This window comes from Roseateles noduli (assembly GCF_050626985.1).
Lineage (GTDB): Bacteria > Pseudomonadota > Gammaproteobacteria > Burkholderiales > Burkholderiaceae_C > Roseateles > Roseateles noduli_A.
Map to the genome: position 1 here is coordinate 2219549 of NZ_CP192463.1, position 23691 is coordinate 2243239.

Consider the following 23691-nt stretch of genomic DNA (forward strand, 5'->3'; position numbering starts at 1 on the left):
TTCCAGGTTCCTCTTTCACGTTCCATTTCAGGGAGATTCCGATGACCCTCCGCATCGTCCTGGCGGACGACCACCAACTCGTGCGCGAAGGCCTGCGCGCGCTCCTGTCGCGAGACGCCGAGCTGGACGTCGTCGGGCTGGCCGAGGACGGCGCCGCCGCCGTCAAGCTCGTGCGCCATCTGCAGCCGGATCTGCTGATCACGGACATCGCGATGCCCGGACTCAACGGCATCGAGGCCACGCGCCGCGTCCGCGCCCACCATCCGTCGGTGCAGGCGATCTGCCTGTCGATGCACGGCGATCAGCGCAGCGTGGTCACGGCGCTGCAGGCGGGGGCGTCGGGCTACGTGCTCAAGGACGCGTCGAGCGAGGAGCTGCTGCGCGCGGTGCGCGACGTGGCCAGCGGGCGGATCTATCTGAGCCCGGGACTGATGGGCGGACTGGTCGACGAGATCCGTACGCGGCATCGGCTGCCCGAGGCCGGCACGCCGATCCCGGTCGGTCCCGCGCTGACGGCGCGTGAGCGGGAGATCGTCCAGCTCTTCGCCGAGGACCTGAGCACGCAGGAGATCGCGGACCGGCTCAAGCTCAGCGCGAAGACGGTGGCGACGCATCGCGAGAACGTGACCCGCAAGCTGGGCGTGCGGGGGGTGGCGGGCATGACGCGGTACGCGCTGAGCGAAGGCCTGAGCGAGGGAGGCGTGCCATGCCGGTGATCGTCTACGACGTGCCGAACTGGGCGCTCGGGCTGGGGCTGGTGCTGGCCTGGGTGATGCTGGGACTGGGGGCGCAGGCGGTGCTTCCGCGGCGGTGGCGCGAGCGTGCGACCGAGGCGGATCGCAACGTCGCACTCGCGTCGCTGGGCGTGATCGCGACGATCAACTCGCTGCTGCTGGCGTTCTCGGCCGTGTCGGTGTGGGACTCGTTCAGCGCGGCGGAGCAGGCGGTGAGCCGGGAGGCGACGGCGATCGCGCAGCTGGGGCGGTCGCTGGCGGTGTACGGGACGCCGGAGTCGACGCTCGCGCGCGAGCGGCTGCGCGGCTATGGCCGAAGCGTCATCGGCAAGGAATGGGCGGCGATGCAGCACGAGCAGCCGAGTCAGCCGACGCAGGACGCGTTCGACGACGTCTACCGGTCGCTGGGCGCCCTGCGGCCGGCGAGCGCGGCGGAGACCGTGCTGGTCGAGCAGATGTGGAGCCAGGCGAATGACCTGCTGATGCAGCGCCGCGCCCGGCTGGAGGCCAGCGACGGCAAGGTGCCGACGACGCTGTGGGTGGTGGTGCTGGTCAGCTCGCTGCTGACGCTGGCGCCGGTGTCGGTCCTGCCGGTCACCGCGTGCAGTCGCGGGGCGATCGTGGTGCTGGCGATTGCCCTCGGATTGGTCTTCCACTTCGTCGCCGCGATGGATCGGCCTTTCCTCGGCGCGGAACGCGTCACCTCGGATCCGATCGAGAACGCGCTCGCGAACATGCTGAGGTGGGATTCGAGAAGTTTGCCGGTGGCGGCGAGGTAGCGGTCTGTTGGCTCAGAGCCGCCAGCTCGACCCACGGCACTGCGCTGTTCATCTCGTGCCGATGGCGGAACGCAGTGTTTCCGGAGACGGGACGACTCAGGCAGGCCGAGCGAGCTCCGACGCCATGGGCCACTGCTAGGATGACCCCGCCGTTCAAAGGCGACTCTGAGGAGACCACAGTGGCACGTTCTTGCACACACCGGGACAGCATTCGAACGGTGATTCCCAGCGCGCGAGGCTGCGAGGAGTGCCTCAAGATCGGCAGCGAATGGGTGCATCTCCGCATCTGCCGCACCTGTGGGCACGTCGGATGCTGCGATGACTCGCCCCATCGGCATGCACGAGCCCATTACACCGCGACCCAGCACCCCATCATCGAAGGCTACGACCCGCCAGAGGGATGGGGATGGTGCTTCGTCGACAAGACCATCGTGGACCTGGGAGCGGATACGACCCCGCAGGATGGCCCGATCCCGAAGTACCTGTAGCGATTCTCCTTCCCCGATTCCTGTCTCGGCTGCCCTTTCCTAGCTGCGGGGACTGCAGGTGAGTTTCTGGAACGACGTGCAGTCGCGACCATTGCAGATCCGCTGATCAGAGATCACGACGGTCAGGCCGTAGTTCGGCTTCGCGACTTCATTGCTCGATGGTCCCAAGCCCTTCGATGCGCAAAAGGCGTCCGCGGCCGGCTTGCCGCAATTGGTCGCCCACTCCCGGCACCAATCGAGCTGGACGACGTCGCCGCTTTTGAGCTTCAGTTCAGGCGAGAAGACGGTGAGGGATCCGTCCGCCGCGCGCTGCGTCGACATCTGCGAATACGCGCGCGGCGCGCGGGCGCACCTCATGTTCACGTCCGTCACGAAGCGCCCGTCGCTGGAGGTCCAGACCGACAACGAGGTGGCCAGTTCGCCCGCTGGGCACCTGCCCTTGTTTGGCTTGCCTTTGCCACGCGGGAGGTTGTTGCTTCCTCCGAAAGCGATGGCCGACCCGGTCACCGTCTGCGGCGGTGCGAGCGTGCTGCACTGCAGGGTCACCTTGTCGGCAAACGCGGCATCCCCCTGAAGCACCTTCGCGACTTCCCACGCGCTGACGGCGGAGCCCGCAGGACAGCTCTGCGTGACCACCCCGCCGCCCTTGCCGCCAACGGGGCGCCCTGCCCGCCCCTCGATGGGAAGGTGGGTCCTCTCGTTCCAGCCGGTGCATGTCGGGCCGACGGCGTCGATCCAGAGACCGGCTTTCCCGGTGAGGCCTGTGACCCACTGGTCCTGGCCGCACGCGGCGTCCTTGCCCACGGTGAGCGTGGCCCAAGCAGGCGCTGCCATCGATGCCATGGCGATTGCCAAGGCCCAAGCCTGAATGCGGATGAGTGAACGTGCCATCTTGGCCTCCTCCCAGTGCCGGTGGATCGTGCTCCAGCCAGCGAGGACGGACATCCCTAGTTGTGACGGTGTGGAAGTACTTCCTGGATGCGGCGGCGTCCGGAAACTGCATGCTCCTCTGGATTGCCTGCTCATACCGCAGGCCACGGGACTGTCTCACGACCAAGAGCGTGTTGCAGTCGTTCTAGCAGCAGAAATCAAAGCTCGCGCGCCATCCGCTTCGCCAACGCCGCAATGGCCCGCTCATCCCGCCGGTAGTACGACCACCTCCCCGCCCGCTTGACGGTCACCAGCCCCACGCTCGCCAGGTCGGCGAGGTACTTCGAGGTCGTCGAGAACGCCAGCCCCTGCCCTTCCTGGATCGACGACACGCAGACGCCGTCGACCAGCGGGTCGCCCTCGTCCTGCGGCGGGAAGCTCCCGGGCGTCTTGAGCTTGCGCAGGATCTCCAGGCGCTGCGCGTTGGCCAGCACTTCGAGCACGCGGAGCAGGGGCACTTCTTCGGACATGGGCGGAATCGAGCGTTTGAGCGGCCAGTGTACGGGGGGCTCGCGCGACGAAGGGCTCGCGCCGCGGATAGCAGCTGGCGACCGGCCACGCAAGACCGGACCCATCACCATCGCCGGCAGGAGGGTTGAGTTCATCGCCTCAACGTATCGACGATTTGCGATATGACAATGGCGTCGTTCCGCGGAAATCGGCGGAGCGAGACAGCCCTCAACCTTTGCGAGTCCCCATGAAAGCCATTGTCCTGACCGCCTTCGGCGGCGTCGAGCACCTGCAGCTGCAGGAGATCCCCGTGCCGGACGTCGATCCCGGTGAACTCCTCGTGCGCGTCATCGCCACGTCCATCAATCCGCTGGACTATCAGATCCGCCGCGGCGACTACCCGGCGTACGTGCCCCTGCCGGCGGTCATCGGGCACGACGTGTCCGGCGTGGTCGAGCGCGTCGGCACCGGCGTGCGCGACTTCAAGCCCGGCGACGAGGTCTTCTACACACCGAAGATCTTCGGCCCCAAGGGCGGCAGCTACGCCGAGTTCAACGTCGTCCCGCAGGAGCTGGTGACGCACAAGCCGCGCAACCTGACGCATGCCGAGGCAGCGTCGCTGACGCTGGTCGGCGGCACCGCCTGGGAAGCGCTGGTCACGCGGGCCCGCCTTCAGCCGGCTGAAACCGTACTGATCCACGGCGGCGCTGGCGGCGTGGGCTCCATCGCCATTCAGCTCGCCAAGACGATGGGCGCACGGGTGCTGACCACCTGCAGAGCCCCGCAGTCCGACTTCGTCCGCTCGCTCGGCGCGGATGAGGCGATCGACTACGAATCCGGCGACTACGTCGACCACGTGCGCGAGCTGACGGGCACCCGCGGCGTGAACGTCGTCCTGGACACCATCGGCGGCAGGACGCTCGAGCGCTCGCCGCTGGTCCTGGCGGATGCGGGACGCGTCGTCTCGATCGTCGACATCGCGACACCTCAGAACCTGAATGCCGCCTGGGGCGTGAACGCGGAGTACCACTTCGTCTTCACCAGGCAGAACCGCGGCAAGCTGCTCGCGCTCAAGGACCTGCTGGAGCGCGAGCGCATCCGGCCGGTCATCGGCGCCACCTTCCCGCTGGCCCGGATCGGCGCGGCGCACACGGCCCTCGAAAGCGGTCGGAACGGCGATCAACCGCTCCGCGGCAAGGTCGTCATCGAAGTGGGTTGAGGATCAGTCGCTCACCATCGCATGCGCCCGTAGTAGAAGTAGGGCTCGGATTCGCCATGCGGCTTGCCCGCGGACTCGTGGATCAACTCCTCAAGAATGGCGACCATGCCCTGGATCTGCTCCGTCTGGCGCATGTTCCTCAGATCCTCCACCTGATAGACGCCCTGATTGGCCAGCAGATCGGCCTCGTCGTCCAGCGCCTTTGCGGTGCTCTCGAGCCCGGACTCTTTCGAGCTGCTGCCGCTGCTGGTCGCGGCCTTTGCGGTCGTCTGACCGAACATCGTGAGCAGGTTGCCGGAGCCTTTTGCGTGCTTCGCGGCGACCGGTCGACGTAGGCCTGGAGCGCGTTGAACCGATCGGCGCCATCCGACCCTTGCCGATTCCGGGCCGCCGGAATCCTGAGCCTCCAGTTGCCGAATGACAGACCTTCGACGCGGCGGCTCGGTGACCGGGCGATGATGCCGCCTTGTCGAAATCCGCCCACCCGATTCGTCGTCAGACAGGCACTCCCGCCCAACCCACTCAAGGAATTCCGATGCACTCGCTGCTGCTCGTCCCCGCCCTGCTCCTCTCCGCCGTCGCCGCGCAGGCCGCGCCCGTGACCTACGACATCGACCCATCGCACACCTACCCCAGCTTCGAGGCCGACCACATGGGCATGTCCCACTGGCGCGGCAAGCTCAACAAGAGCGCCGGCACCATCGTCTACGACAAGGCCACCGGCGCGGGCAGCGTCGACGTGAAGATGGACCTGGCCAGCATCGACTTCGGCCTGGACGCGATGAACGCCTGGGCCACCGGCGACAAGTTCTTCAACGTCGAGAAGAACCCGAGCGCCACGTTCAAGGGTCGATTCGACGGCGCCAAGGGCGGCGTGCCGACCCAGGTGGTGGGCGAACTCACGCTGAATGGCAAGACCCGACCCCTCACCCTGACGATCCACCAGCTCAAGTGCATGCCGCACCCGATGCTCAAGCGCGACTTCTGCGGCGCCGACGCCTCGGGCAGCTTCAACCGCGAGGAGTTCGGCCTCGCCGCCGGGAAGGACTACGGCTTCAAGATGGACGTGGCCCTGCGCATCCAGGTGGAAGCCGTCGCGAAGGAGTGACCTCGGGACGCCAGGCGCGGGCTGTTACCCTCCTGGCCCCGTCGAAGGCTTCTTCATGCTGCACATCTCCCCCGTCAAAATCGCCGCCGGCATCGTGGCCGTCGTCCTGGCCGTGACCGGACTGTTCTACTTCTCCGAAGCTCGCCAGGGCGTGGTGAACATGTTCGCGGCCCGCAAGAAGCCGCCCGCGGCGCAGACGACTCGTCAGACCGACGCCACGGCGACCGCCTCCGGCGTACGTGTCATCCCCATCGGCGTCGCGCCCCAGGCGAGTTCGGCCCCCGCGAGGCGCTCGTCGAGCGGCGGTTGACCCGCCCTGCCATGCGCCTGCCGCGCCGCTTCGACGACGCCCTGATGATCCCGCCCGATGCGCTCGGCGCGGTCAACGGCGGCTTGCTCTCGTCGCTGCGCGCCTGGTGCGAGAGCGGCGCCTTCCCGGTCATGACGGAGCCGCTGCGCGCGGCCAGCATCGCGCCTCATGCCGGCCTGGATGGCGTAGCGTGCGAGCTCGACGGCAGCCATGAACTGGCACGCCTGGGCCGTTGGCTCGGCCTGCGATGGCGCTTGCAGATCCTGTGGCGCGAGTGCGTGACGCGGCGAGACGCTCAGGCCCAGGACCCGTGGGATTGCGGTTGGTGGCGAGCGGGTCCGCTGGAGGCCGCCGCGGCGTTCCGACCGCGCCGGCCCACGTTGTTGATGGTGCGTGAATCGGATCCAACTGTCGTCGCGGCACTGCTCGCCACCCTGCGCGCAAACAGTCCGGCTTATACGAAGCCGGTGCGGGTGGTGGTGATATCGGCCGTGTCCGTCGTCGGCATCGAGCGCCTCTAGCCACGGCCCGAGGCGCGTCTCCGCTTGAAGGATCCCGGGCCAGCGTTCAAGGACCCTTGAGACCACCGCTCAGCAAGGCCTGCAATCGCAACGCGTCGTCGGCCGCCGCACCGGAGGCGGTGTTGTCGAAGACGCACCAGACCTGCGTGCCCGCCGGCCACCGCGAGATCTCCGATGCCTGCGCGGCGAGCCAGTCATCCTCATACCGCGACCAGTACATGCGCGGCGAGCCGTGCCAACGGTAGTAGACCGTGGCGCCGCGACCGTCGCCCTTCTCGCCGAGCCATCCGCCCGGCGCGGCCGCACCCTCCGGTTTCGCGGGATCCGCGGCGACGCGTCCGACACGTTCCTCGATCAGCAGCCGCTCGGCGGCCGCGGTGAACCAGCTCGGGTGCCGGGGCTCGCACAGCACGGCGCCTTCGAATCCGGCGTGGATCGAACGGAAGAAGGCGCGCGCCGTCCTCGTGTCCAGGTCGAGCGACGGCGGCAGTTGCACGAGCAACGCGGCCAGCCGATCGCCCAGCCCGACCAGCGACGCGGTGAAGGCCCGGACCTCCGCGCGAGGCACCTTCAGCCGTGCGCCGTGCGTCATCGCTTGAGGCACCTTCGCCGAGAAGCGGAAGTCCGCCGGCGTTTCGTTCGCCCAGCGCTCAAACGTCGTTGGCCGATGGGTGCGGCTGAAGGTCGTGTTGATCTCGGCGCATTCGAGGACGCGGGCATAACGCGTCAGCTGACTGCCGTCGCCGGGGAACGAAGCCGCGACGGCCTTGGGGATGCTCCAACCGGCGGTGCCGATACGGATGATGACGGGCATGCGGGTGGCTCCGGGACGACGGATTCCGCCAGATCGTGGCAAGCGGCGGACCGGCCCGGCGATCGGGGTCGGCAACGCCGAGGCGGCATGCGCATTGCCCATTTCCTGCTGTCGGTGTCTTTGCCGACGCGCACAACGAGGAGACCATCATGGCTCAGCAACCCAACGCGCAGAACCCGCAGCAGGCCCCGGGCGGAGAAGGCCAGCAGAAGCAGCAACAACAGCAGCATCAGCAAGGCCAGCAAGGACAGAACCAGCCCGGCGGCCAGCAGCAAGGATCAGGATCGCAAGGTCAGCGGCAATCGCCGCAGCAGGGCCAGCCCGGCAGCGGCCGGCAGGGCCAGATGAACGAAGGTTCGCAGCAACAGCAGAACCCGCAGACCTCGCGCGATCAGTCCAACCGCGCCTCCAAGGACGATCAAGGCCAGGACAGCGATTCGTCGCGCGACGATCGCTGAAGGCTCGTCCTTTCGAACGGCTCCGCGGCGGCCGCTGCCGCTGCCAGCCTGCAACACAAGCCTCGGCCCGCCGGGGCTTTTTCGTCCCGCCGCCGCTGTCCTCCGCAGTCCTGCGTTGAATGCCGTGGACCATCGCTGGCGAGCCGCTTGCCTCGGCGGGTGATGGACCCACTGCTCAACGCGCTTCAATGGCCCGCGATGGTCGTCACGCTCGTCGCCGCCTGGCTGGTCGGCGGTCGCAGCGCGCGGCGCCGGACCTGGGGCTTCTGGGTCTTCGTGCTCAGCAATCTGCTGTGGTGCGTGTGGGGCGCCTTCACGCAGTCGTACGCCTTGATCGTGCTGCAGCTGGGTCTGTTCGCGATGAACCTGCGCGGCGTGCGCAAGAACAAGAAGGAGGACGAAGAAGCTGCGGCGTCGGACGATCCCGGTTAGCGGACGCGGCGGCGGGCATCGCCTTTGCCAATGAATTTGCTGCGGCGAGCCATGAGGGCTCGCCGCCCCAGCCATCACCGCCAGGAGAACTTCCATGCCATCCACGACGACCGCGACCAACAGCCGCAAATCGACCACCCGCCGCGCGACCACCGCGCGCACGAAGACACCGGATGCCGTGAGCCTGCTGCGCGCCGATCACAAGCTGGTCGCCGGGCTCTTCGAGCAATTCGAGAAGTCGCGCTCCACCGCGAAGAAGAAGCAGCTCGTCGCGCAGATCTGCCTGGAGCTGACGGTGCACGCCCAGGTCGAGGAAGAGATCTTCTACCCGGAAGTCCAGGCCGCGTTGAAGGACAAGGAGCTGGTCCCCGAGGCGCGTGTCGAGCACCAGAGCATCAAGGACCTGATCGCCGCCGTCGAAGGCGTCGAGCCCGGCGGCGAGGACTATGACGCCAAGGTCAAGGTCATGAGCGAGTGGGTCAAGCACCACGTCAAGGAAGAACAGAACGAGATGTTCCCGAAGGCGAAGAAGTCCGGACTGGACATGGCCGAGCTCGGCGAACGGATCCTGCAGCGCAAGCAGGAACTGATGGCGCAGGAGCAGGCCAAGCATTGATCGCGGCGCGAGATCGACGCCACAGGCATCCGCGTTGCCGCATCAGCGTCAACGCGGATGCGGGTGCGGGTGCGGTAACGCGGACGCCGCGCCTTTCCCAGGAGTATTCCGATGACGGACAAGATCGCCTTCCCGAAGCAGTCACAGCCATGGCCGGGCCTCGCCCGCGACATGACGCCTCCGCCCGACCACGGCGAGAAGAGCTACGTGGGGCATGGCCGACTCGCCGGTCGCCGCGCCTTGATCACCGGCGGTGACAGCGGCATCGGCCGCGCGGCCGCGATCGCCTTCGCGCGCGAGGGCGCGGACGTCGCGATCAACTACCTGCCCGACGAGGAGCCCGACGCGCGCGAGGTGATCGAGTTGATCCGGGAGACCGGACGCCAGGGGATCGCGCTGCCGGGCGACCTGCGCGAGGAAGCCTTCTGCCAGCGCTTGGTGGCGGACGCGGTGCGCGAGCTCGGCGGCCTGGACATCCTCGTCAACAACGCCGCCCGGCAGCAGAGCCACGAATCGATCCTGGACATCAGCACCGAGCAGTTCGACTGGACCTTCAAGACCAACATCTACGCGCCGTTCTGGCTGTCCAAGGCGGCGATCCCGCATCTCGCGCCGGGCAGCTCGATCATCAACACGGCGTCCGTCAACTCGTACGACCCGGGCGAGAACCTGCTGGACTACGCGTCCACCAAGGGCGCGATCCTGATCTTCACCAAGGGGCTCGCGAAGCAGCTGGCCAAGCAGGGCATCCGCGTCAACGCGGTCGCGCCGGGGCCGTTCTGGACGCCGCTGCAGGTCTGCGGCGGCCAGACGCAGGAGAAGCTGCAGAAATTCGGCACCGACACGCCGATGGGGCGGGCAGGTCAGCCCGCGGAACTGGCGGCGGTGTACGTGCTGCTGGCGTCGGCGGAGTCCGGCTACGCCACCGGGCAGGTCTACGGCGCGTCAGGCGGACGCGGCGATCCATGAAAGCGCGCTGACCATGCCATCCCGTTCCAGCGCCCGCGCGATCGACCGGAAGGTCGCGAGCGGGACGGGCATGCCGCGTTCACGCAAGGTGCTGCTGCTGGTGGACTTCATCAATCCGCTGCGCTTCGAAGGCGCCGGAGACATCGCCGACGCGGCGGTGGAAGCGGCACGCGCCACCGCGCGGCTGAGGAAGCAGTTCCATGCCGACGGGTCGTGCGTCATCTACGTCAACGACAACTTCGGCCAGTGGCGGTCGGATGTGCAGACGCTGCTGCGCGAATGCCGCAAAGCGGGCGGCGCCGCCGCCGAACTGGCACGGCTGCTGCCGCCCGCCAAGGCCGACCTGCTGATCCTCAAGCCGCGACATTCCGGCTTCTACGCGACGCCGCTGGACCTGCTCCTGGCGCAGCTGGGCGCCAAGGATCTCATCGTCACGGGCCTCGCGACGGACTACTGCGTCAAGTGCACGGCGATGGACGCGTATGTCCGCGGCTATCGCGTGGCGGTTCCCGCCGATTGCACGGCCTCCGAATCGGAGCAGCGCAAGCGCGAGGCGCTCGACTGGATGAAGGACGTGCTGAAAGCGCGGATCACGGCGGTCCCACAACACGCTCGGTGAGCGGCGGTGTCAGGTCTTGCCCAGCTGCTCGTGAGGCTCAGAGATGGTCGATGACCCTCGGGGCGTCGGCCGGCACGCCGCGGATGCGCATCGGCCCCTCTCCGATCAGGTCGACCAATGCCACGCCATTGCGCTGAGCGGCAACCATGACGGCCATGAACGCCCCGTAGCGTGCCCATTTGTGCGGCACGACATGGATCGCCGGCTGCTGAGCGATGGCCTCGGCACCGATGGCGCTCATCCGTCGCTCGAGGGCCGCGCGATCGGCCAGCACCTCGCCATCCCAGGTGACGTCCCCGGCCTGGTCGATGATGACGATGTGGACTGGAGGCCCCTCCGGACCCGTCACGCCCAGGCAACCGTCGCCGGGAAGATCAAAGCCGATCTCATGAAGCGACGGAGGAACCGCCGCCATCCACAGCGCCAACAGGGCGAGCAGCACGCCGCCGAGGGGCGCCGTGCTCGCGGCCATGAAGCGCATGGGCTCTGCGTGTTCGGAAAAGTGGAGCTTGCTCATTCCCGGTCCGGTCAGCGTCTCGTGCCGAGCATATCCAATGACTAGACTATCCGGATGACGACGCCGCCGTTGCGGTGTCCGTTCTGAGCCGCCTGAAGCAGGGATTTCAGCATTCCCGTCATGCCAGGATGAAGCGGCTCGTCATCATCGATTGGTAGATAGACACCGAGGCCACCATGCCCCAGACCCACACCCTCCGCGGCACCTTCGACGTGCAGATGACGCCGCTCACCCCGGCGCCTGAAGAGGCCGAAGCGAACCTCGGCCACCTGCTGCTTCGCAAGCAGTTCCACGGCGAACTCGACGCGACCGGCCTCGGCCACATGCTGGCCTTCCGCAGCGCGGAGCCAAGTTCGGCCGGCTACGTCGCCATGGAGCGCGTCGAGGGCCGGGTGGCGGGCCGCAGCGGCTCGTTCATGCTGATGCACTTCGGCGAGATGAATCGCGGCACGCCCAAGCTGATCGTCCAGGTCGTGCCCGATTCCGGCACCGGCGAACTGGTCGGCCTGAGCGGCACGCTCAGCATCGACGTGCGGGACGGCAAACACTTCTACGAATTCAGCTACCACCTCCCGGCGGAGTGAAGCCGCAGCCTCCGAGACTTCAGTCGCCCGTCTTCCGCAAGCGGCCGCCTTTGCGGACCACGCAGACAGGGGCGTCTCTTGGGGGTCAGGACTTGCCATCTCCCGTCCGGAAACGGCACGCCCCGTCGCCCTACACCGTCGGGACGGTCCCGCCGTCGATCAGATGCTCCGACCCCGAGATCGAGCCGGCGCGCGGCGACACCAGGAAGGTGATCAGATCCGCCACCTCCTGCGGCTTGGCCGGCCTGCCCAGTGGGATGCCGCCGAGCGACTGCATGATGATCCGCTTCCCGCCCTCGTAGTCCGTGCCGGCCTGGGTCGCCAGCCGCTGCGCCAGCGCCACGGCCGCTTCCGTCTCGATCCAGCCCGGCGCGACGCTCAGCACGCGGACACCCTTGGGCGTCACCTCCTTCGACAAGGCCTTGCTGTAGGTGGACAGGGCCGCCTTGGCCGCGGCGTAGGCCGTCGTCGACTCCGGCAGCGGCAGCAGCCGCTGGATCGAGCTCACATGAACGATGACGCCCGACCCCTGCGCCAGCATGGCGGGCAGCAGCGCGCGGTCCAGGCGCACCGCGGGCATCAGGTTCTGGTTCAACTCGCTGAACCATTGCGCATCGTCCAGTGCCGCGAAACCGCCACCGGGCGCGCTGGAACCGCCCAGCAGGTTGACCAGGATGTCGACACCACCCCACCGCTCGAGCGCGACCTGCGCGACGCGGCTCGCGCCCTCGGCCGTCGACAGATCGGCGGCGACGTAGAACGCGCCATCCGTCGATGACGCGGGCACGGACCGCGCCGTGGTCATCACCTGCGCGCCGGCATCGAGCAGGCTCTGCACGACCGCGGCCCCCACGCCCTTCGTACCGCCCGTGACCAGCGCCCGGAGGCCGTCCAGTTGGAGATCGAAGCTCATGCGGTGATCTCCAGCTGTGCGATCAGGCCGCGCTCAAGGCGGAAGTGATACCTGAGATCGACCGGGCTGCCGGGGAAGTTCCCGACCACATGGCTGCTCACGACGTGACCGCCCTCCTCCGGCGCCACGGCGAACGGCTCGCTCGTGTACGTGTACCTGGCCGCCGACTCGGCCTTCCACGCCTTGATGGCATCGCGGCCCGTGTAGGCGCGCCCCTCGTCCTTCACGACCGCCTGGGCGGTGAAGCATCGGGCAAGGCTGTCCGGATTCTGCCGGTCGGCGGCGAAGTAGGCGGCGATGGGATCGGGAAGGATCAATTCGTTCATGACGAGACTCCTTTCAGGCTTCGAAGTTCATAGCTTCCGTCCGATGGAGACATTAGAGAATCACCTAGAATCTTGATAGGCTATGTAGCAACGGATACAGAATGCGCGGATCGGAATTCGCCGAACTGAAGGCCTTCGTCGCGGTGGTCGAGCGGGAGAGCTTCGCCCGCGCCGCCGAGCATCTCGGCCTGTCGCCTTCGGCGCTGAGCCAGACGATCCGGCAACTGGAAGAACGCCTCGGCGCGCGACTGCTGAACCGCACCACCCGCAGCGTGGCGCCGTCGGCCAGCGGCGAGCAGCTCTACCGGCGCGTCGCTCCGCTCTTCCGGGAAATGGCCGACGCCGTCGCCGAGGCCAGCGCGGCGACCGGCCAGATGGGCGGAACGCTGCGCATCAACACGCTGGGGATGGCGGCACGAACCGTCATCGCGCCACGGCTCGGCCGGTTCCATCGTGCGCATCCGGACGTGGCGCTCGACATCGTGGTGGACGACGCGCTGAGCGACATCGTCGCCGGTCGCTTCGATGCCGGCATCCGCGTGGGCGCGCAGCTGGAGAAGGACATGGTCGCCGTGCGCCTGACCCCCGACGTGCGCATGGTCGCGGTGGCGTCGCCCGACTATCTGGCGAGCCGCGGCACGCCGCAGTCACCCGCCGACCTGCACGGCCATGCCTGCATCAACTGGCGGCTGCAGCTCGACGGCCGCGTGTATCGATGGGAGTTCAAGAAGAAGGGCAAACGCGTGGAGGTCGCGGCGGAAGGCCCTCTGGTCACCAACCACGCCGACATCGGTGTCGCCGCGGCGCTGCAAGGGCTGGGCATCACCTACGCCTTCGACCGCGGGCCCGTCGACGAGTGGCTCGCCCAGGGGCGTCTGGTGCAGGTCCTCGCCGACTGGTCGATCACGCGGCCGGGGCTCTTCCTCTACTACTCGAACCGCCGCCATCGCCCCGCGGCGTTGAGCGCCTTCATCGACTGCCTGCTGGATCGCGACCTGCCCACGGCCTCAGCCGCGCAATAGTGCGAGGCAATGTGCGAGGCAATGCGCGAGGCAGTCGCGAGGCACTCGCGCGCACTCAGCGGCGATACGAGGTCGCCCCCGCGTCGTGCGCTGCGTCATCGCTTTCGCGCTCATCAGCCGTTGCGGAAGAGGAAGCTGTAGGCGTTCAGCGCGGGTACGCCGCCCAGATGCGCGTACAGGACGCGGGAGCCCTCCGGGAACTCGCCCTTGCGCACCTTGTCGATCATGCCGTGCATGGACTTCCCCTCATACACCGGGTCGGTCAGCATGCCCTCCTGCCGCGCGCACAGGCGGATCGCCGCCAGCGTGCCGTCGTTCGGCAGGCCGTATTCCGGTCCGCCGTAACGGTCGTCCAGCACCACGTCACTGTCCTGGATGGGGCGACCCAGTTCAACGATCTCGGCGGTGTGGCGCGCGATGCGCAGGATCTGCGCGCGGGTCTTGTCGGGTTTGGCCGAGGCATCGATGCCGATGACCCGGTCGGCACGACCGTCCGCGGCGAAGCCGACCACCATGCCGGCCTGCGTGCTGCCGGTCACCGAGCAGACCACGATGTAGTCGAACCGGAAGCCGAGGGCCTGCTCCTGCTGCCGCACCTCCTCGGCGAAGCCGACGAAGCCCAGTCCGCCGAGCGGATGCTCGGAGCAGCCCGCCGGGATCGGATAGGGCTTGCCGCCGGCGCGCTTCACGTCCTCGATCGCCTGCTCCCAGCTGGGACGGATGCCGATGTCGAATCCCGCCGCGTCCAGCGTGACCTCGGCGCCCAGGATGCGGGACATCTCGATGTTGCCGACCCGGTCATAGACCGCGTCGGAATAGTTGACCCAGTTCTCCTGCACCAGCACGCAGCGCAGGCCCAGGTGCGCGGCGACCGCGGCGACCTGGCGGGTCTGGTTGGACTGGATCCCGCCGATCGACACCAGCGTGTCGTAGCCGCCTTCGAGGACCTCCGGGATGAGGTATTCGAGCTTGCGCGTCTTGTTGCCGCCGAAGGCCAGGCCGCTGTTGCAGTCCTCGCGTTTCGCGTAGAGCTCGACCTTGCCGCCGAGGTGCTGGGACAGGCGCTTGAGAGGCTGGATCGGCGTGGGCCCGAAGGTCAGCGGATGACGGGGGAACTTCGACAGGTTCATCAGAGGCACTCCTGATTGCGGGTCTGTCGATGATAGGAATAAGCTCGAACAATGTTGATGCAACATCAGGGCTTCCCATGAGTCGATAGTTCATCAGCGATTCCCTTTCATTCACAAAACATCTCTGAAATCGACATGAACGCAAGAAAAGTGCAAGGCAAGAGTGGCGCCGCCGTCGATCTCTCATCGGGCACGCTGGACAAGATCGACAAGGCCATCCTGAAGGCGCTGCAGAAGGACGCGTCGATCTCCAACGTGGCCTTGGCCGGCAAGGTCAACCTGAGTCCGCCGGCCTGCCTGAGACGCGTGGAACGACTCAAGGACGCCGGCTACATCAAGGGCATCGTGGCGCTCCTCAATCCGTCCGCGCTGGAGGCCGGGATGCTGGTGGTGATCGGCGTGGTGCTCGATCGCTCGACACCCGAGTCGTTCGCGGCCTTCGAGAAGGCCGTGCAGAAGGTCCCCGGATGCCAGGAATGCCATGTCGTGACCGGCGAGTTCGACTACTTCATGGTGATCCGCACCAAGGACAACGCCAGCTACAACCGGCTGCACGCCGAGCACCTCCTGCATCTGCCCGGCGTCCGGCAGGTCAGGTCCTTCATGGTCCTGAAGGAAGTGCTCTCCACCACCGCGATTCCGATTGCCTGAGTCCGTCCGGACCTCGCTCGGACGCCGTTTGCACGTCGTTTGATCCCGCTCGACTTCTTCTGCCGCCTTCCCTCAATGGCGCGTGGAATTAAATTTCTTCACTGAAATCATTCCTCTAATATTCTTAAGCGATTCAGGCGTGATGATCACATCAAGGCTTGTTCTAACGACGATGTTTGCAACCTCATTTCGCGGCACTCCTCCTACCATTTCGTAGCCGCCAAATCCTTCCTTTCTGATCGATGTCGCGGCCACCTCCGCGTCACACGGCATCGGCCATGGCCGATCAGAAAGCAATGGAACACTCGCAACCGAACCCGGTCAGCGCCGACGCTGCCGGAACGACCTACGACTTCATCATCTGCGGCGCCGGCACGGCCGGCTCCGTCGTCGCGGGTCGTCTCGCGCAGGACCCCAGCGTCAAGGTGCTGCTCATCGAAGCAGGTGGCGACGACGATCTGCCGGAAGTGATGACGCCCGGCCAATGGCCGCTGAATCTCGGATCGGCGCGTGACTGGAACTTCAGCGGCGCGCCCAATCCGCATCTGAACCACCGGTCGATCCCGCTCAACATGGGTCGCGTCCTGGGCGGCGGATCCAGCATCAACGTGGGGCTCTGGGCGCGCGGCCACAAGAACGACTGGGAGGACTTCGCCGAGGAGTCCGGCAATCCCGCGTGGAACTACGAATCCGTGCTGAAGATCTACCGGCGCGTGGAGGACTATCGCGGGCCCGCCGATCCGCTGCGGCGGGGCGCGGACGGTCCCGTCCACGTCGCCGCCGTGCAGGATCCGCAGCCGATCGCCCGGGCACTGGTGGAGGCCGCGCGCGCGAGCGACATCCCCCACTTCGACAGCCCCAACGGCGCCATGATGGAAGGCCTCGGCGGCGTCGCCTTCAACGACCTCATCGTCAAGGACGGCCGCCGGCATTCCATCTACCGCGCCTACGTCCATCCCCGACGCGGCCAGTCGAACCTGACGGTGCTCACCGGCACCGTGGTGAGCCGCCTGCAGTTCTCCGGCCGCCGCGTCGTCGGCGTGGAAGCGCTGCGCGACGGCCGCATCGAGCGCTTCAACGCCGATCGCGAAGTCATCCTGTCCCTGGGCGCCGTCAACACGCCCAAGCTCCTCATGCAGTCCGGCATCGGGCCCGCGGCGGAACTGCACCGTCACGGCATTCCCCTGGTCCAGCACCTCCCCGGCGTCGGCGAGAACCACCAGGACCATGTCTCCTTCGCAGCGATCTTCGAGTATGAGGAACCGCAGGCCGTGGGTTACGGCGGATCGGAGGCCACCCTGTACTGGAGCAGCAGCAGCGCCCTGCGACTGCCCGACATGTTCCATTGCCAGGTGGAGTTCCCGGTGCCGAGCGCGGAGAACGCCTCCCTCGGCGTTCCCGCCCACGGCTGGACGATGTTCGCCGGACTGGCCCATCCGCAGAGCCGCGGCCGCATCACGCTCTCCGGACGCGAGTTCACCGACGCACCCGTGATCGATACCGGCACCTTGTCGCACCCGGACGACCTTCGCAGCGCGGTCCGGAGCATCGAACTGGTCCGCGAACTCGGCGCGAGCCCGGCCTTCAAGGGGCTTGTCAAAGGCGAATCGCTGCCCGGCCGGATGAAGGGTCAGGCTCTGGAGCATTACCTCCGCAATGCCGCCGTGACCTACTGGCATCAGTCCTGCACGGCCAAGATGGGCCGCGACGCGATGGCGGTGGTGGACGGGCAGCTCAAGGTCTACGGGATCGACGGCCTGCGCATCGCCGATGCCTCGGTCATGCCGCACGTGACCAGCGGCAACACGATGGCGCCCTGCGTCGTCATCGGGGAGCGCGCCGTCGAGGAGCTCGTGTCGACACACGGTCTCCGACTTCCCTGACCGGATCCCCTCGCCAGATCCTTCCACCCGATCGGACCGTGTCGTCGGTCATCCACCGGCCGTGTTGGCCCGCATGCCGTTGCCCCACCCAAGGAGATTCATCATGAGCAGACAAGCCATCCTTTCCGCCGTCCTCGCCGTTTCCGCCATGGCCGGTCTGTCGGACCTCGCGTCCGCGCAGACGGCCCGGAGTAGCTCGGACGTCAAGCCTGCCCGGAACGTGGTGCTGGTGCACGGCGCCTTCGCCGACGGGTCGGGCTGGCGCGGTGTCCACGACAACCTCACGAAGCGCGGCTACCGCGTCACCATCGTGCAGAACCCGCTGACCTCGCTGGCGGACGACGTCGCCGCCACCAGGCGCGCACTGGCGCAGCAGGACGGCCCGACCGTGCTGGTGGGACATTCCTGGGGCGGCACCGTGATCACCGAGGCCGGCGTGGATCCCAAGGTCACGGCGCTGGTCTACGTGTCGGCCCTGTCGCCGGACGCCGGAGAGACGACGGCGCAGCAGTACGCCGGCTTCACCACGCCGCCGGAGTTCGTGCTCGACACGCTGCCCGACGGCTTCGGCATCGTCCGTCCGGACAAGTTCAAGGCCGGCTTCGCCGCGGACGCCAGCGATGCGGACGCCGCCTTCCTTCGCGACAGCCAGGTGCCGATCAACATGGCCTCGTTCGGCACGAAGCTGCAGAACGCGGCCTGGCGCAGCAAGCCGAGCTGGGCGGTCATCGCGACCGACGACAAGGCCTTCGACCAGCGCATGCTGCAGTCGATGGCCAAGCGCATCGGCGCGTCCGTGACGGAAGTGAAGGCCAGTCACGCGGTGTTCATGACGCAGGCAAAGGTCGTGGCCGACGTCGTGCACCGGGCGGCGCAGCAGGGCGCGCAGGTGGCGCGCTAAGCGGGCGGCGCGGCGGGCGTGGTGTCTTGCGTGCACGCGCGATCGTCTCGGCATTTCTGCCGCGGCGACTCAGCATTCTGCTGATGTCGCCCGGTCTGCATCCGTGCCACTCTGTCCCGTCAACGTGACAGCACCGTCACGATGCAATCAGATCGGGAGGATCAGGATGAAGCTGACATCCAGGCATGAGAGCGACTCCGCGCCCAGCCGCGCCGCCGCCGTGGCCCAGGCACGCCGGTCGTCCACCGCGACCGCCGTGTCGACCGGCATTGATGCGTCGCCCCGCATGCTGGCGCAGCGCCGGACGATCGAATCCCTGTTCGGCGCTCAAGCGGCCGTCCCCTCCTCCCCGGCACAACGCAGGGAACTGCCCGGCGCCTACGCTGCGGCACGTGCCGCGCTGGCGCCGGAGATCGCGCGCGAAACGCCCGCAGGCATGGGCCCCGTGCAACGATTGACCGGGGCCTATGACGAGGCCGGCAAGCTGATCGCCGCCTATTCGCCGGACTCCTACGACAAGTGGGCCGCCCGCCTGCAGGAGGCCGAGGACCTGGGCTTCGCCGCGCCGACGCTGGCCGGGCATGCCTCCAAGCGACCCGGCACCGACGGCAAGGGCGAAAAGAACCGACAGCAGCAGAACAACACCCGGCTCGAGAAGTGGTGGACTGAATTCGAGAAATGGAAAAGGAAGAACAAGAAGGATGACGACGAGGACGAGGACGGCGCCTCCGGCGGCGCGGTGACCACCTCGAGCAGCGGGAGCGGCCAGCGCTCCGAGAGCCATCGGGACACGTACAAGCAGCAGCGGAAGACGGAAAAGCGAGAGGCGTACGAGTCCAAGTCGACGTATGTCTATGTGCCGCCGTGGAACGGCGGCCCGTCGGCCTGGACCTCGAATCGCACCGGTGATTGAAGGACGACCCCGGAGACGATGATCAGGGGTCAGGCGTTGCCAGTACGGCAAATGCCTCGGCCGGCATGCAACGCCGGGACGCGCAGCAAGCCCGCCGTGGTCAGGCACACGCTGAAGCCCCGCTCCTAGTTGCTCCCGTTCTTGATCTCCGGATCCGAGGTCGCGACCAGGTAGTCCACCTTGTCGCCGTCCGCCGGCGAGCGGAACACCAGGATGACGCCGCGCTTCGTGTCCGGCATCACCGGGATGATCAGCCAGGTCGCCTTCGGCTTCCCCGCCGCGATGAAGCTGTTGTCGAGGTTGCACGCCGAGTTCAGCGTCTTGGCCACCGCGGAGACCAGCGTGAGGTCCAGCTCCGCTGGAGGCTTCTCGTTGCCGCCCTGCGTCGTGGCGCGTTGCGCGAGCTGGAAGAAGGCAGCGCCGCTCTGCATCGGCGTGCCGCTTTCGATCTGGTTCCACTGGTCGTCGTAGTAGCGGCATGCCACCAGGGTGGTCTTCCCGCTGCTGTGATTGACCGTCTCCAGGGTCCACGGCACCACGTAGAACGTCGCCACGCCCGGGGTGTCAAGGGGCACGCCGGTGGTCGATTCGTCGATCATTGCGAAGTCAGTCATGACACAGGTTTCCTTGTCGTCGTTGAGGTTGGAGTGGGGGTTGAAATGGAGGTCGAAATGGGGGTCGAAGGAAGTGCGGACGTCGTGAGCCGGCTCGGCGCGTAGCCGCCCGCGCGCAGGCGCGCCGCCGCCTCGGTGTCGGCCGCCGCCTCGCCCAGGCAGCGCCGGGCCGCGAGCCAGGCCTCCAGCACGAGGCCGCCCTGCCCGGCCATCACCGCCGAGCCCAGGCCGTCGCGCAGTTGCAGGCAGACGCCTCGCGGGCCGGTCGCGGCGCCGATTCGCGCGCCATCTTGCGCTCCGTCTCGCGCGCCGTCGCGAAGGCCGTCGCGGGGGCCGTTCGCCTCGGGCATCGCCAACGCCATCAGCCCGAGTCGCGCCTTCAGCTCGAGGGTCTGCCAATGCCGCGGCGCCAGCGCGAGCAGCGACTGCACCTCGTCGACGGCCGCCGCATGCAGCCGTTGGAAGTCCTCGCGCGCGCCACCGCGCGCCGCCAGCATCGTCTCGGCGACCGCCAATCGCGCCAGCACCTCGCGGCGCATGAACTCGCGGCTCGGCTCGGCATCGGGCCGCGCGGGCACCTGGCCGCGGAGCGCGTCCAGCGCCTCGCGCACCGCCATCCCCGCGTCCGTCTGCAGCAGCAAGAGGCTGGCCTGCGCATGCAGCCGGTCCGCCGACCAGTAGCGGTTGCTGGCATCGCGGCGCTCCACATCGCGCAGAAGGTCCACGGCCGCGCTCATCACCGCGAGCCCTTCGTGGACACGGCCCATCGCCCACAACGCATCGCCGCGCCGCGCCTCCACCGTCGCCAGATCGCGCTGGCGCACGAGCGCGTCGGGCGAACGCGCCGCCAGCGTCGCCAGCGGCTGCCGGGCCAGGTCGAACAGCGCCAGCGCCTCCACCGGATTGCCCCGGACATACGCGACCCGCCCGAGCCAGATGCGCGAGCTCGCCACCGACTCCTGGGCTTCCGCGTTCTCCGGCTTCAGCGCCAGCGTCGCCAGCTTCATCGCGAGCGCCTGCTCGAACCAGCGCTGCGCCTCGTCCCAGGCGGCGCGCCGGACCGCGATTGAGCCCAGGCTGTTCACCGCGAACGCGAGTTCGACCGGCGCGTCCGCGTCGTCGGGCAAGACCTGGCGCCAGGTCTGCGACGCCTGCCGGTAGCGCGTCATTTCCTGCGAGGCCGTGTCGAAGTCACCGGCGTCGTAGGCGATCTGGCCGAGCCAGAACGACGCGGCGCCCAATGTCTTGTAGTAGGCGGCGGGATCCTGCTGCGCGGCCAGCGACAGCGGCGCCAGCAGCCGCCGCGCCGCCTGCAGCGCATCGATCGCGATGTCGGTGCGGCCCTGTCCGCGGCTGCTGTTGACCTCGCCGATCACCACCAGCGCCCGGGCGCGCTGCAGCGCGTCGGCGGGCGTCTCGCGGCCGCCCTCGGCCGGCGCCAGCAGCTTCACGCCCTGTTCGCCGATGCGGCTGAGCACGTCGAGCTGCCCCATCGGCCGCAGCTTGTCCGCCAGCTCGCCCAGCATGAAGGACGCCAGTTGCCGGCTCTGGCGCTGGCGTTCCGCCGCGACCTCGGCCTGCCGCGCATAGCCGATCGCGGCGATGCCCGCGATGCCGGCCAGCAGGAAGGCCCCCGTGCTCGCCGCGCCCAGACCCCAGCGCTGACGGCGCAGGCGCCGCTGCGAGCGCTCGATGAAGTCCCGCTCCTCATCGCCGAAGAGCTGCGGCGCCTCCGCCAGCGCGCGCGCCGCCGTCCACAGCGTCGAGCCGCGCGGCATCAGCAGCGGGCCGGCCCGGTCCGCCTCGATCCAGCGCGCGACCCAGGGCCGCAGTTCGTCGCGCGCGGCCAGCGACGCGCGGTGCTGCGCGACCCACGACGTCACGCGGGGCCAGCGTCGCAGCAGCGCTTCGTGCGCGACGCGGTAGCCGCTCACGCCCGCGCTTGCCCTTCCACCCAGTCCTCCGTTGATCGCGCCGTTCGTGCCTGCGTTCAAGCCTGCGTTGCCACCGGCCAGGTCCGCCACCAGCAGTCGCGCATCGACGAAGGCACGCACCAGCGCCTGCTCCTGCGGGTCCGTCAGCTCGGACGCGGCGATCCAGCGGCTGGTCGGCGACGCCTCCTCGCCACTGAGCGTGACGAGCCGGGGCAGCAGCCGCGGCAACGCCTCCTGCTGGGCCGCCGGCAGCTCGCCGAGCAGCGCCTCCGCGCGGCGCCCGATCGCGCCTTCCAGGCCGCCGAGGTCCTCGTAGGCCGACCACGCCAGCACGTCCCCCGGCGCCCGGTGCAGGTAGAGCTGCTGCAGCGTGTACTGCAGCAGCGGCAGGGCATCCGCCGCCTGCATCGCGTCGATGCACAGCCGGTCGTCGAGGCGGTTGAGGCCGCTCTCGTCGGCGCCGTAGCTCAGGCCCGCGGCGCGCGCCGGAAGGCGGATCATCTGCGCGATCGCGCGCGCGTCCGGCGGCGCCAGGTCCAGGTGGGCGCCGTCCTCCTTGCCGCGCATCAGCGACGGCCAGCGAGCCAGCGCGGCATAGAAATCATTGCGGCAGATCGCCAGCACGACCATCCGCGCGCTGGTCACCAGGCGGTCGAGCATCGCGACCCATGCACGGAGATGCCCGTCGTCGTCCTGGAAGATCGCCTCCAGCCGGTCCAGCACCAGCAGCGGCGGCGCCTGCGCGCCGCTGCGCAGCGCACGCGTGGCGTCCAGCCCGATCTCCAGCTGCCGCAGCACCTCGCCCGGCGCCTCGCGCAGGTCCGCGGCCAGCGTGTCGATGCTGTAGCCGGACAGCAGCGGCACACCCTGGCATTCCCAGTCCAGCATCGCACCGGCCACGCCGGCCCAGGCGTCCAGCCCGCCCAGCGCGCCGAGGTCGACCAGCGCCGCCGCACTGACGCGCAGCAACGGGCCGCTGGAGCCGCCCAGGCCGGCGTCCGGCACACGGCCGACCACCGGTGCCGAGCCTGAGCCTGAGCCTGAGCCTGAGCCTGAGCCTGAGCCCGAGGTCGAGTTCGAGGTCGAGCCCGCGGTCGATGTCGATGTCGAGGTTGGCACCGAAGTAGAAACCGATGCGGACGAAGTCGCCGCCGACGCCGCTCGCGTCAACGCCGGCACCAGGCCCGCCTGCACCAGCGAGGTCTTGCCCGAGCCGCTCGGCCCCAGCAGCACCACCAGCGGGTGGCCCGAGCGCCACTGCCGCGTCAGACGCAGGTGCAGCGCGGCGACGGCGTCGTCGCGGCCGAAGAACACGCTCGCATGCGCCGCGTCGAACGGCTCCAGCCCGCGGAACGGCGACAGCCCGCGCCAGCCGCCGGCGTGGCTGCGCGGCCCTTCCGCCGACAGCACGCCGATCGGCGCCACCAGCCGGTAGCCCTGCTTGCGGATGGTCTCCAGGTAACGCGGCGTGGTGGCGCTGTCGCCGAGCGCCCGGCGCAGGCCGGCCACCACCTTGTGCACCGGGTTGTCCCCCAGCGTCGTGGCCTCCGGCCAGCAGTCCTGGAGCAGCGCCTCGGCGGACACCACCTCGCCCGGATGACGGCACAGCGCGGCCAGCACCGCCATCGGGCGCGGCTCCAGCGTCACGGTCTCGTCATCGCGGCGCAGCCGGCGCGTGGGCACGTCGACGATCCAGTCGCCGAGCAGGAAGCTCAGCGGCTCGCCCGCCTTGGCCCCGCGCGCCGAAGCCGGCGTCATCGCGGGCGGCGGGCCCTCCTCGATCCTCGGATGCATGTCATCACCCCCTGTGCCCGGCCTCTTCGAGCCGTGATGGCGCGCAGTCTAGAAGCCGCAGC

At 68.5% G+C, this 23691-nt stretch carries 29 protein-coding genes; 18 read left to right on the plus strand and 11 right to left on the minus strand.

The features are described 5' to 3' along the window. Positions 1-41: 41 nt before the first annotated feature. From ACQ4L4_RS09620 to ACQ4L4_RS09630, 3 genes are all read left to right on the plus strand, one after another. Entirely contained in the window at positions 42-716 is a 675-nt protein-coding gene (locus tag ACQ4L4_RS09620) for a response regulator (protein ID WP_431104018.1), read from the plus strand. Further along, a complete protein-coding gene (locus ACQ4L4_RS09625; RefSeq protein WP_431104019.1) occupies positions 707-1513 on the plus strand; it encodes a hypothetical protein in 807 nt (268 codons plus the stop codon). Before ACQ4L4_RS09620 ends, ACQ4L4_RS09625 begins: the two co-directional genes overlap by 10 nt. Before the next feature lie 140 nt (positions 1514-1653). Next, on the plus strand, positions 1654-2001 hold the full coding sequence (locus tag ACQ4L4_RS09630; protein ID WP_431104020.1) for a UBP-type zinc finger domain-containing protein: 348 nt from the start codon (positions 1654-1656) through the stop codon (positions 1999-2001). Between the two features lie 39 nt (positions 2002-2040). Here ACQ4L4_RS09630 and ACQ4L4_RS09635 read toward each other — a convergent pair whose 3' ends face one another. Next, positions 2041-2892 carry a hypothetical protein gene (locus tag ACQ4L4_RS09635; RefSeq protein ID WP_431104021.1) on the minus strand — a complete coding sequence of 284 codons (852 nt, stop codon included), beginning with the start codon at positions 2890-2892 and terminating at the stop codon, positions 2041-2043. Positions 2893-3089: 197 nt separating this feature from the next. After that, positions 3090-3401, minus strand: a complete 312-nt coding sequence (locus ACQ4L4_RS09640) for an ArsR/SmtB family transcription factor (protein ID WP_377154525.1) — start codon at positions 3399-3401, stop codon at positions 3090-3092. Between the two features lie 227 nt (positions 3402-3628). Here ACQ4L4_RS09640 and ACQ4L4_RS09645 point away from each other — a divergent pair, with 227 nt between their 5' ends. Beyond that, the gene (locus ACQ4L4_RS09645) at positions 3629-4600 is read left to right on the plus strand and encodes a zinc-dependent alcohol dehydrogenase family protein (protein ID WP_431104022.1); all 972 of its coding nucleotides are present in this window, start codon (positions 3629-3631) and stop codon (positions 4598-4600) included. A gap of 11 nt (positions 4601-4611) precedes the next feature. Here the strand turns inward: ACQ4L4_RS09645 and ACQ4L4_RS09650 are convergent, their stop codons facing one another. Continuing rightward, on the minus strand, positions 4612-4881 hold the full coding sequence (locus ACQ4L4_RS09650; protein WP_431104023.1) for a hypothetical protein: 270 nt from the start codon (positions 4879-4881) through the stop codon (positions 4612-4614). A 254-nt stretch (positions 4882-5135) separates the two neighbouring features. Between ACQ4L4_RS09650 and ACQ4L4_RS09655 the strand changes: the two genes are divergently transcribed. Genes ACQ4L4_RS09655 through ACQ4L4_RS09665 form a run of 3 tightly spaced genes read left to right on the plus strand, consistent with a single transcriptional unit; the run spans position 5136 to position 6539 of the window. Then, a complete protein-coding gene (locus ACQ4L4_RS09655) occupies positions 5136-5708 on the plus strand; it encodes a YceI family protein (RefSeq protein ID WP_431104024.1) in 573 nt (190 codons plus the stop codon). Positions 5709-5763: 55 nt separating this feature from the next. Further along, positions 5764-6018: a hypothetical protein gene (locus tag ACQ4L4_RS09660; protein ID WP_431104025.1), complete on the plus strand. Its 255-nt coding sequence runs from the start codon at positions 5764-5766 to the stop codon at positions 6016-6018. Positions 6019-6029: 11 nt separating this feature from the next. Next, a complete protein-coding gene (locus ACQ4L4_RS09665; protein WP_431104026.1) occupies positions 6030-6539 on the plus strand; it encodes a hypothetical protein in 510 nt (169 codons plus the stop codon). Between the two features lie 46 nt (positions 6540-6585). Here the strand turns inward: ACQ4L4_RS09665 and ACQ4L4_RS09670 are convergent, their stop codons facing one another. Further along, positions 6586-7353, minus strand: a complete 768-nt coding sequence (locus ACQ4L4_RS09670) for a DUF72 domain-containing protein (protein ID WP_431104027.1) — start codon at positions 7351-7353, stop codon at positions 6586-6588. Positions 7354-7502: 149 nt separating this feature from the next. On the opposite strand from ACQ4L4_RS09670, the gene ACQ4L4_RS09675 reads away from it, so the two are divergent. The 5 genes from ACQ4L4_RS09675 (at position 7503) to ACQ4L4_RS09695 (ending at position 10447) form a co-directional block, all read left to right on the plus strand. Continuing rightward, on the plus strand, positions 7503-7811 hold the full coding sequence (locus ACQ4L4_RS09675) for a hypothetical protein (RefSeq protein WP_431104028.1): 309 nt from the start codon (positions 7503-7505) through the stop codon (positions 7809-7811). Between the two features lie 162 nt (positions 7812-7973). Further along, a complete protein-coding gene (locus ACQ4L4_RS09680) occupies positions 7974-8243 on the plus strand; it encodes a hypothetical protein (protein WP_431104029.1) in 270 nt (89 codons plus the stop codon). Between the two features lie 94 nt (positions 8244-8337). Beyond that, positions 8338-8859, plus strand: coding sequence for a hemerythrin domain-containing protein (locus ACQ4L4_RS09685; protein ID WP_431104030.1), 522 nt, complete (start codon positions 8338-8340; stop codon positions 8857-8859). Between the two features lie 111 nt (positions 8860-8970). Then, positions 8971-9828, plus strand: a complete 858-nt coding sequence (locus tag ACQ4L4_RS09690; RefSeq protein ID WP_431104031.1) for an SDR family oxidoreductase — start codon at positions 8971-8973, stop codon at positions 9826-9828. 13 nt (positions 9829-9841) lie between these two features. Then, a complete protein-coding gene (locus ACQ4L4_RS09695; protein WP_431104032.1) occupies positions 9842-10447 on the plus strand; it encodes a cysteine hydrolase family protein in 606 nt (201 codons plus the stop codon). A 37-nt stretch (positions 10448-10484) separates the two neighbouring features. On the opposite strand, the gene ACQ4L4_RS09700 is transcribed toward ACQ4L4_RS09695, so the two are convergent. Next, positions 10485-10964, minus strand: a complete 480-nt coding sequence (locus ACQ4L4_RS09700) for an ExbD/TolR family protein (protein ID WP_431104033.1) — start codon at positions 10962-10964, stop codon at positions 10485-10487. Positions 10965-11140: 176 nt separating this feature from the next. Between ACQ4L4_RS09700 and ACQ4L4_RS09705 the strand changes: the two genes are divergently transcribed. Then, the gene (locus tag ACQ4L4_RS09705; protein WP_431104034.1) at positions 11141-11548 is read left to right on the plus strand and encodes a DUF3224 domain-containing protein; all 408 of its coding nucleotides are present in this window, start codon (positions 11141-11143) and stop codon (positions 11546-11548) included. 130 nt (positions 11549-11678) lie between these two features. Here ACQ4L4_RS09705 and ACQ4L4_RS09710 read toward each other — a convergent pair whose 3' ends face one another. Both ACQ4L4_RS09710 and ACQ4L4_RS09715 read right to left on the minus strand, forming a co-directional pair. Further along, positions 11679-12461 carry an SDR family oxidoreductase gene (locus tag ACQ4L4_RS09710; RefSeq protein ID WP_431104035.1) on the minus strand — a complete coding sequence of 261 codons (783 nt, stop codon included), beginning with the start codon at positions 12459-12461 and terminating at the stop codon, positions 11679-11681. Beyond that, entirely contained in the window at positions 12458-12787 is a 330-nt protein-coding gene (locus ACQ4L4_RS09715) for a nuclear transport factor 2 family protein (RefSeq protein ID WP_431104036.1), read from the minus strand. Before ACQ4L4_RS09715 ends, ACQ4L4_RS09710 begins: the two co-directional genes overlap by 4 nt. A 101-nt stretch (positions 12788-12888) precedes the next feature. On the opposite strand from ACQ4L4_RS09715, the gene ACQ4L4_RS09720 reads away from it, so the two are divergent. Continuing rightward, complete coding sequence (locus tag ACQ4L4_RS09720; RefSeq protein ID WP_431104037.1) at positions 12889-13809, plus strand: LysR family transcriptional regulator; 921 nt, start codon at positions 12889-12891, stop codon at positions 13807-13809. A 113-nt stretch (positions 13810-13922) separates the two neighbouring features. Here the strand turns inward: ACQ4L4_RS09720 and ACQ4L4_RS09725 are convergent, their stop codons facing one another. Beyond that, the gene (locus tag ACQ4L4_RS09725; protein ID WP_431104038.1) at positions 13923-14939 is read right to left on the minus strand and encodes a 1-aminocyclopropane-1-carboxylate deaminase; all 1017 of its coding nucleotides are present in this window, start codon (positions 14937-14939) and stop codon (positions 13923-13925) included. A gap of 135 nt (positions 14940-15074) precedes the next feature. Here ACQ4L4_RS09725 and ACQ4L4_RS09730 point away from each other — a divergent pair, with 135 nt between their 5' ends. The 3 genes from ACQ4L4_RS09730 (at position 15075) to ACQ4L4_RS09740 (ending at position 18374) form a co-directional block, all read left to right on the plus strand. Further along, entirely contained in the window at positions 15075-15590 is a 516-nt protein-coding gene (locus tag ACQ4L4_RS09730; protein ID WP_431104039.1) for an Lrp/AsnC family transcriptional regulator, read from the plus strand. 296 nt (positions 15591-15886) lie between these two features. Continuing rightward, positions 15887-17473 (plus strand): GMC family oxidoreductase, encoded by a 1587-nt coding sequence (locus ACQ4L4_RS09735; RefSeq protein ID WP_431104040.1) that lies wholly within the window; start codon positions 15887-15889, stop codon positions 17471-17473. Between the two features lie 103 nt (positions 17474-17576). Then, positions 17577-18374, plus strand: a complete 798-nt coding sequence (locus ACQ4L4_RS09740; RefSeq protein ID WP_431104041.1) for an alpha/beta fold hydrolase — start codon at positions 17577-17579, stop codon at positions 18372-18374. Between the two features lie 147 nt (positions 18375-18521). On the opposite strand, the gene ACQ4L4_RS09745 is transcribed toward ACQ4L4_RS09740, so the two are convergent. Beyond that, positions 18522-18644, minus strand: coding sequence for a hypothetical protein (locus tag ACQ4L4_RS09745; RefSeq protein ID WP_431104042.1), 123 nt, complete (start codon positions 18642-18644; stop codon positions 18522-18524). A gap of 16 nt (positions 18645-18660) precedes the next feature. On the opposite strand from ACQ4L4_RS09745, the gene ACQ4L4_RS09750 reads away from it, so the two are divergent. Beyond that, positions 18661-19287: a hypothetical protein gene (locus ACQ4L4_RS09750; protein WP_431104043.1), complete on the plus strand. Its 627-nt coding sequence runs from the start codon at positions 18661-18663 to the stop codon at positions 19285-19287. Between the two features lie 125 nt (positions 19288-19412). On the opposite strand, the gene ACQ4L4_RS09755 is transcribed toward ACQ4L4_RS09750, so the two are convergent. Next, the gene (locus tag ACQ4L4_RS09755) at positions 19413-19901 is read right to left on the minus strand and encodes a hypothetical protein (RefSeq protein WP_431104044.1); all 489 of its coding nucleotides are present in this window, start codon (positions 19899-19901) and stop codon (positions 19413-19415) included. Further along, positions 19898-23629, minus strand: coding sequence for a winged helix-turn-helix domain-containing protein (locus ACQ4L4_RS09760; RefSeq protein ID WP_431104045.1), 3732 nt, complete (start codon positions 23627-23629; stop codon positions 19898-19900). Before ACQ4L4_RS09760 ends, ACQ4L4_RS09755 begins: the two co-directional genes overlap by 4 nt. Positions 23630-23691 lie beyond the last annotated feature (62 nt).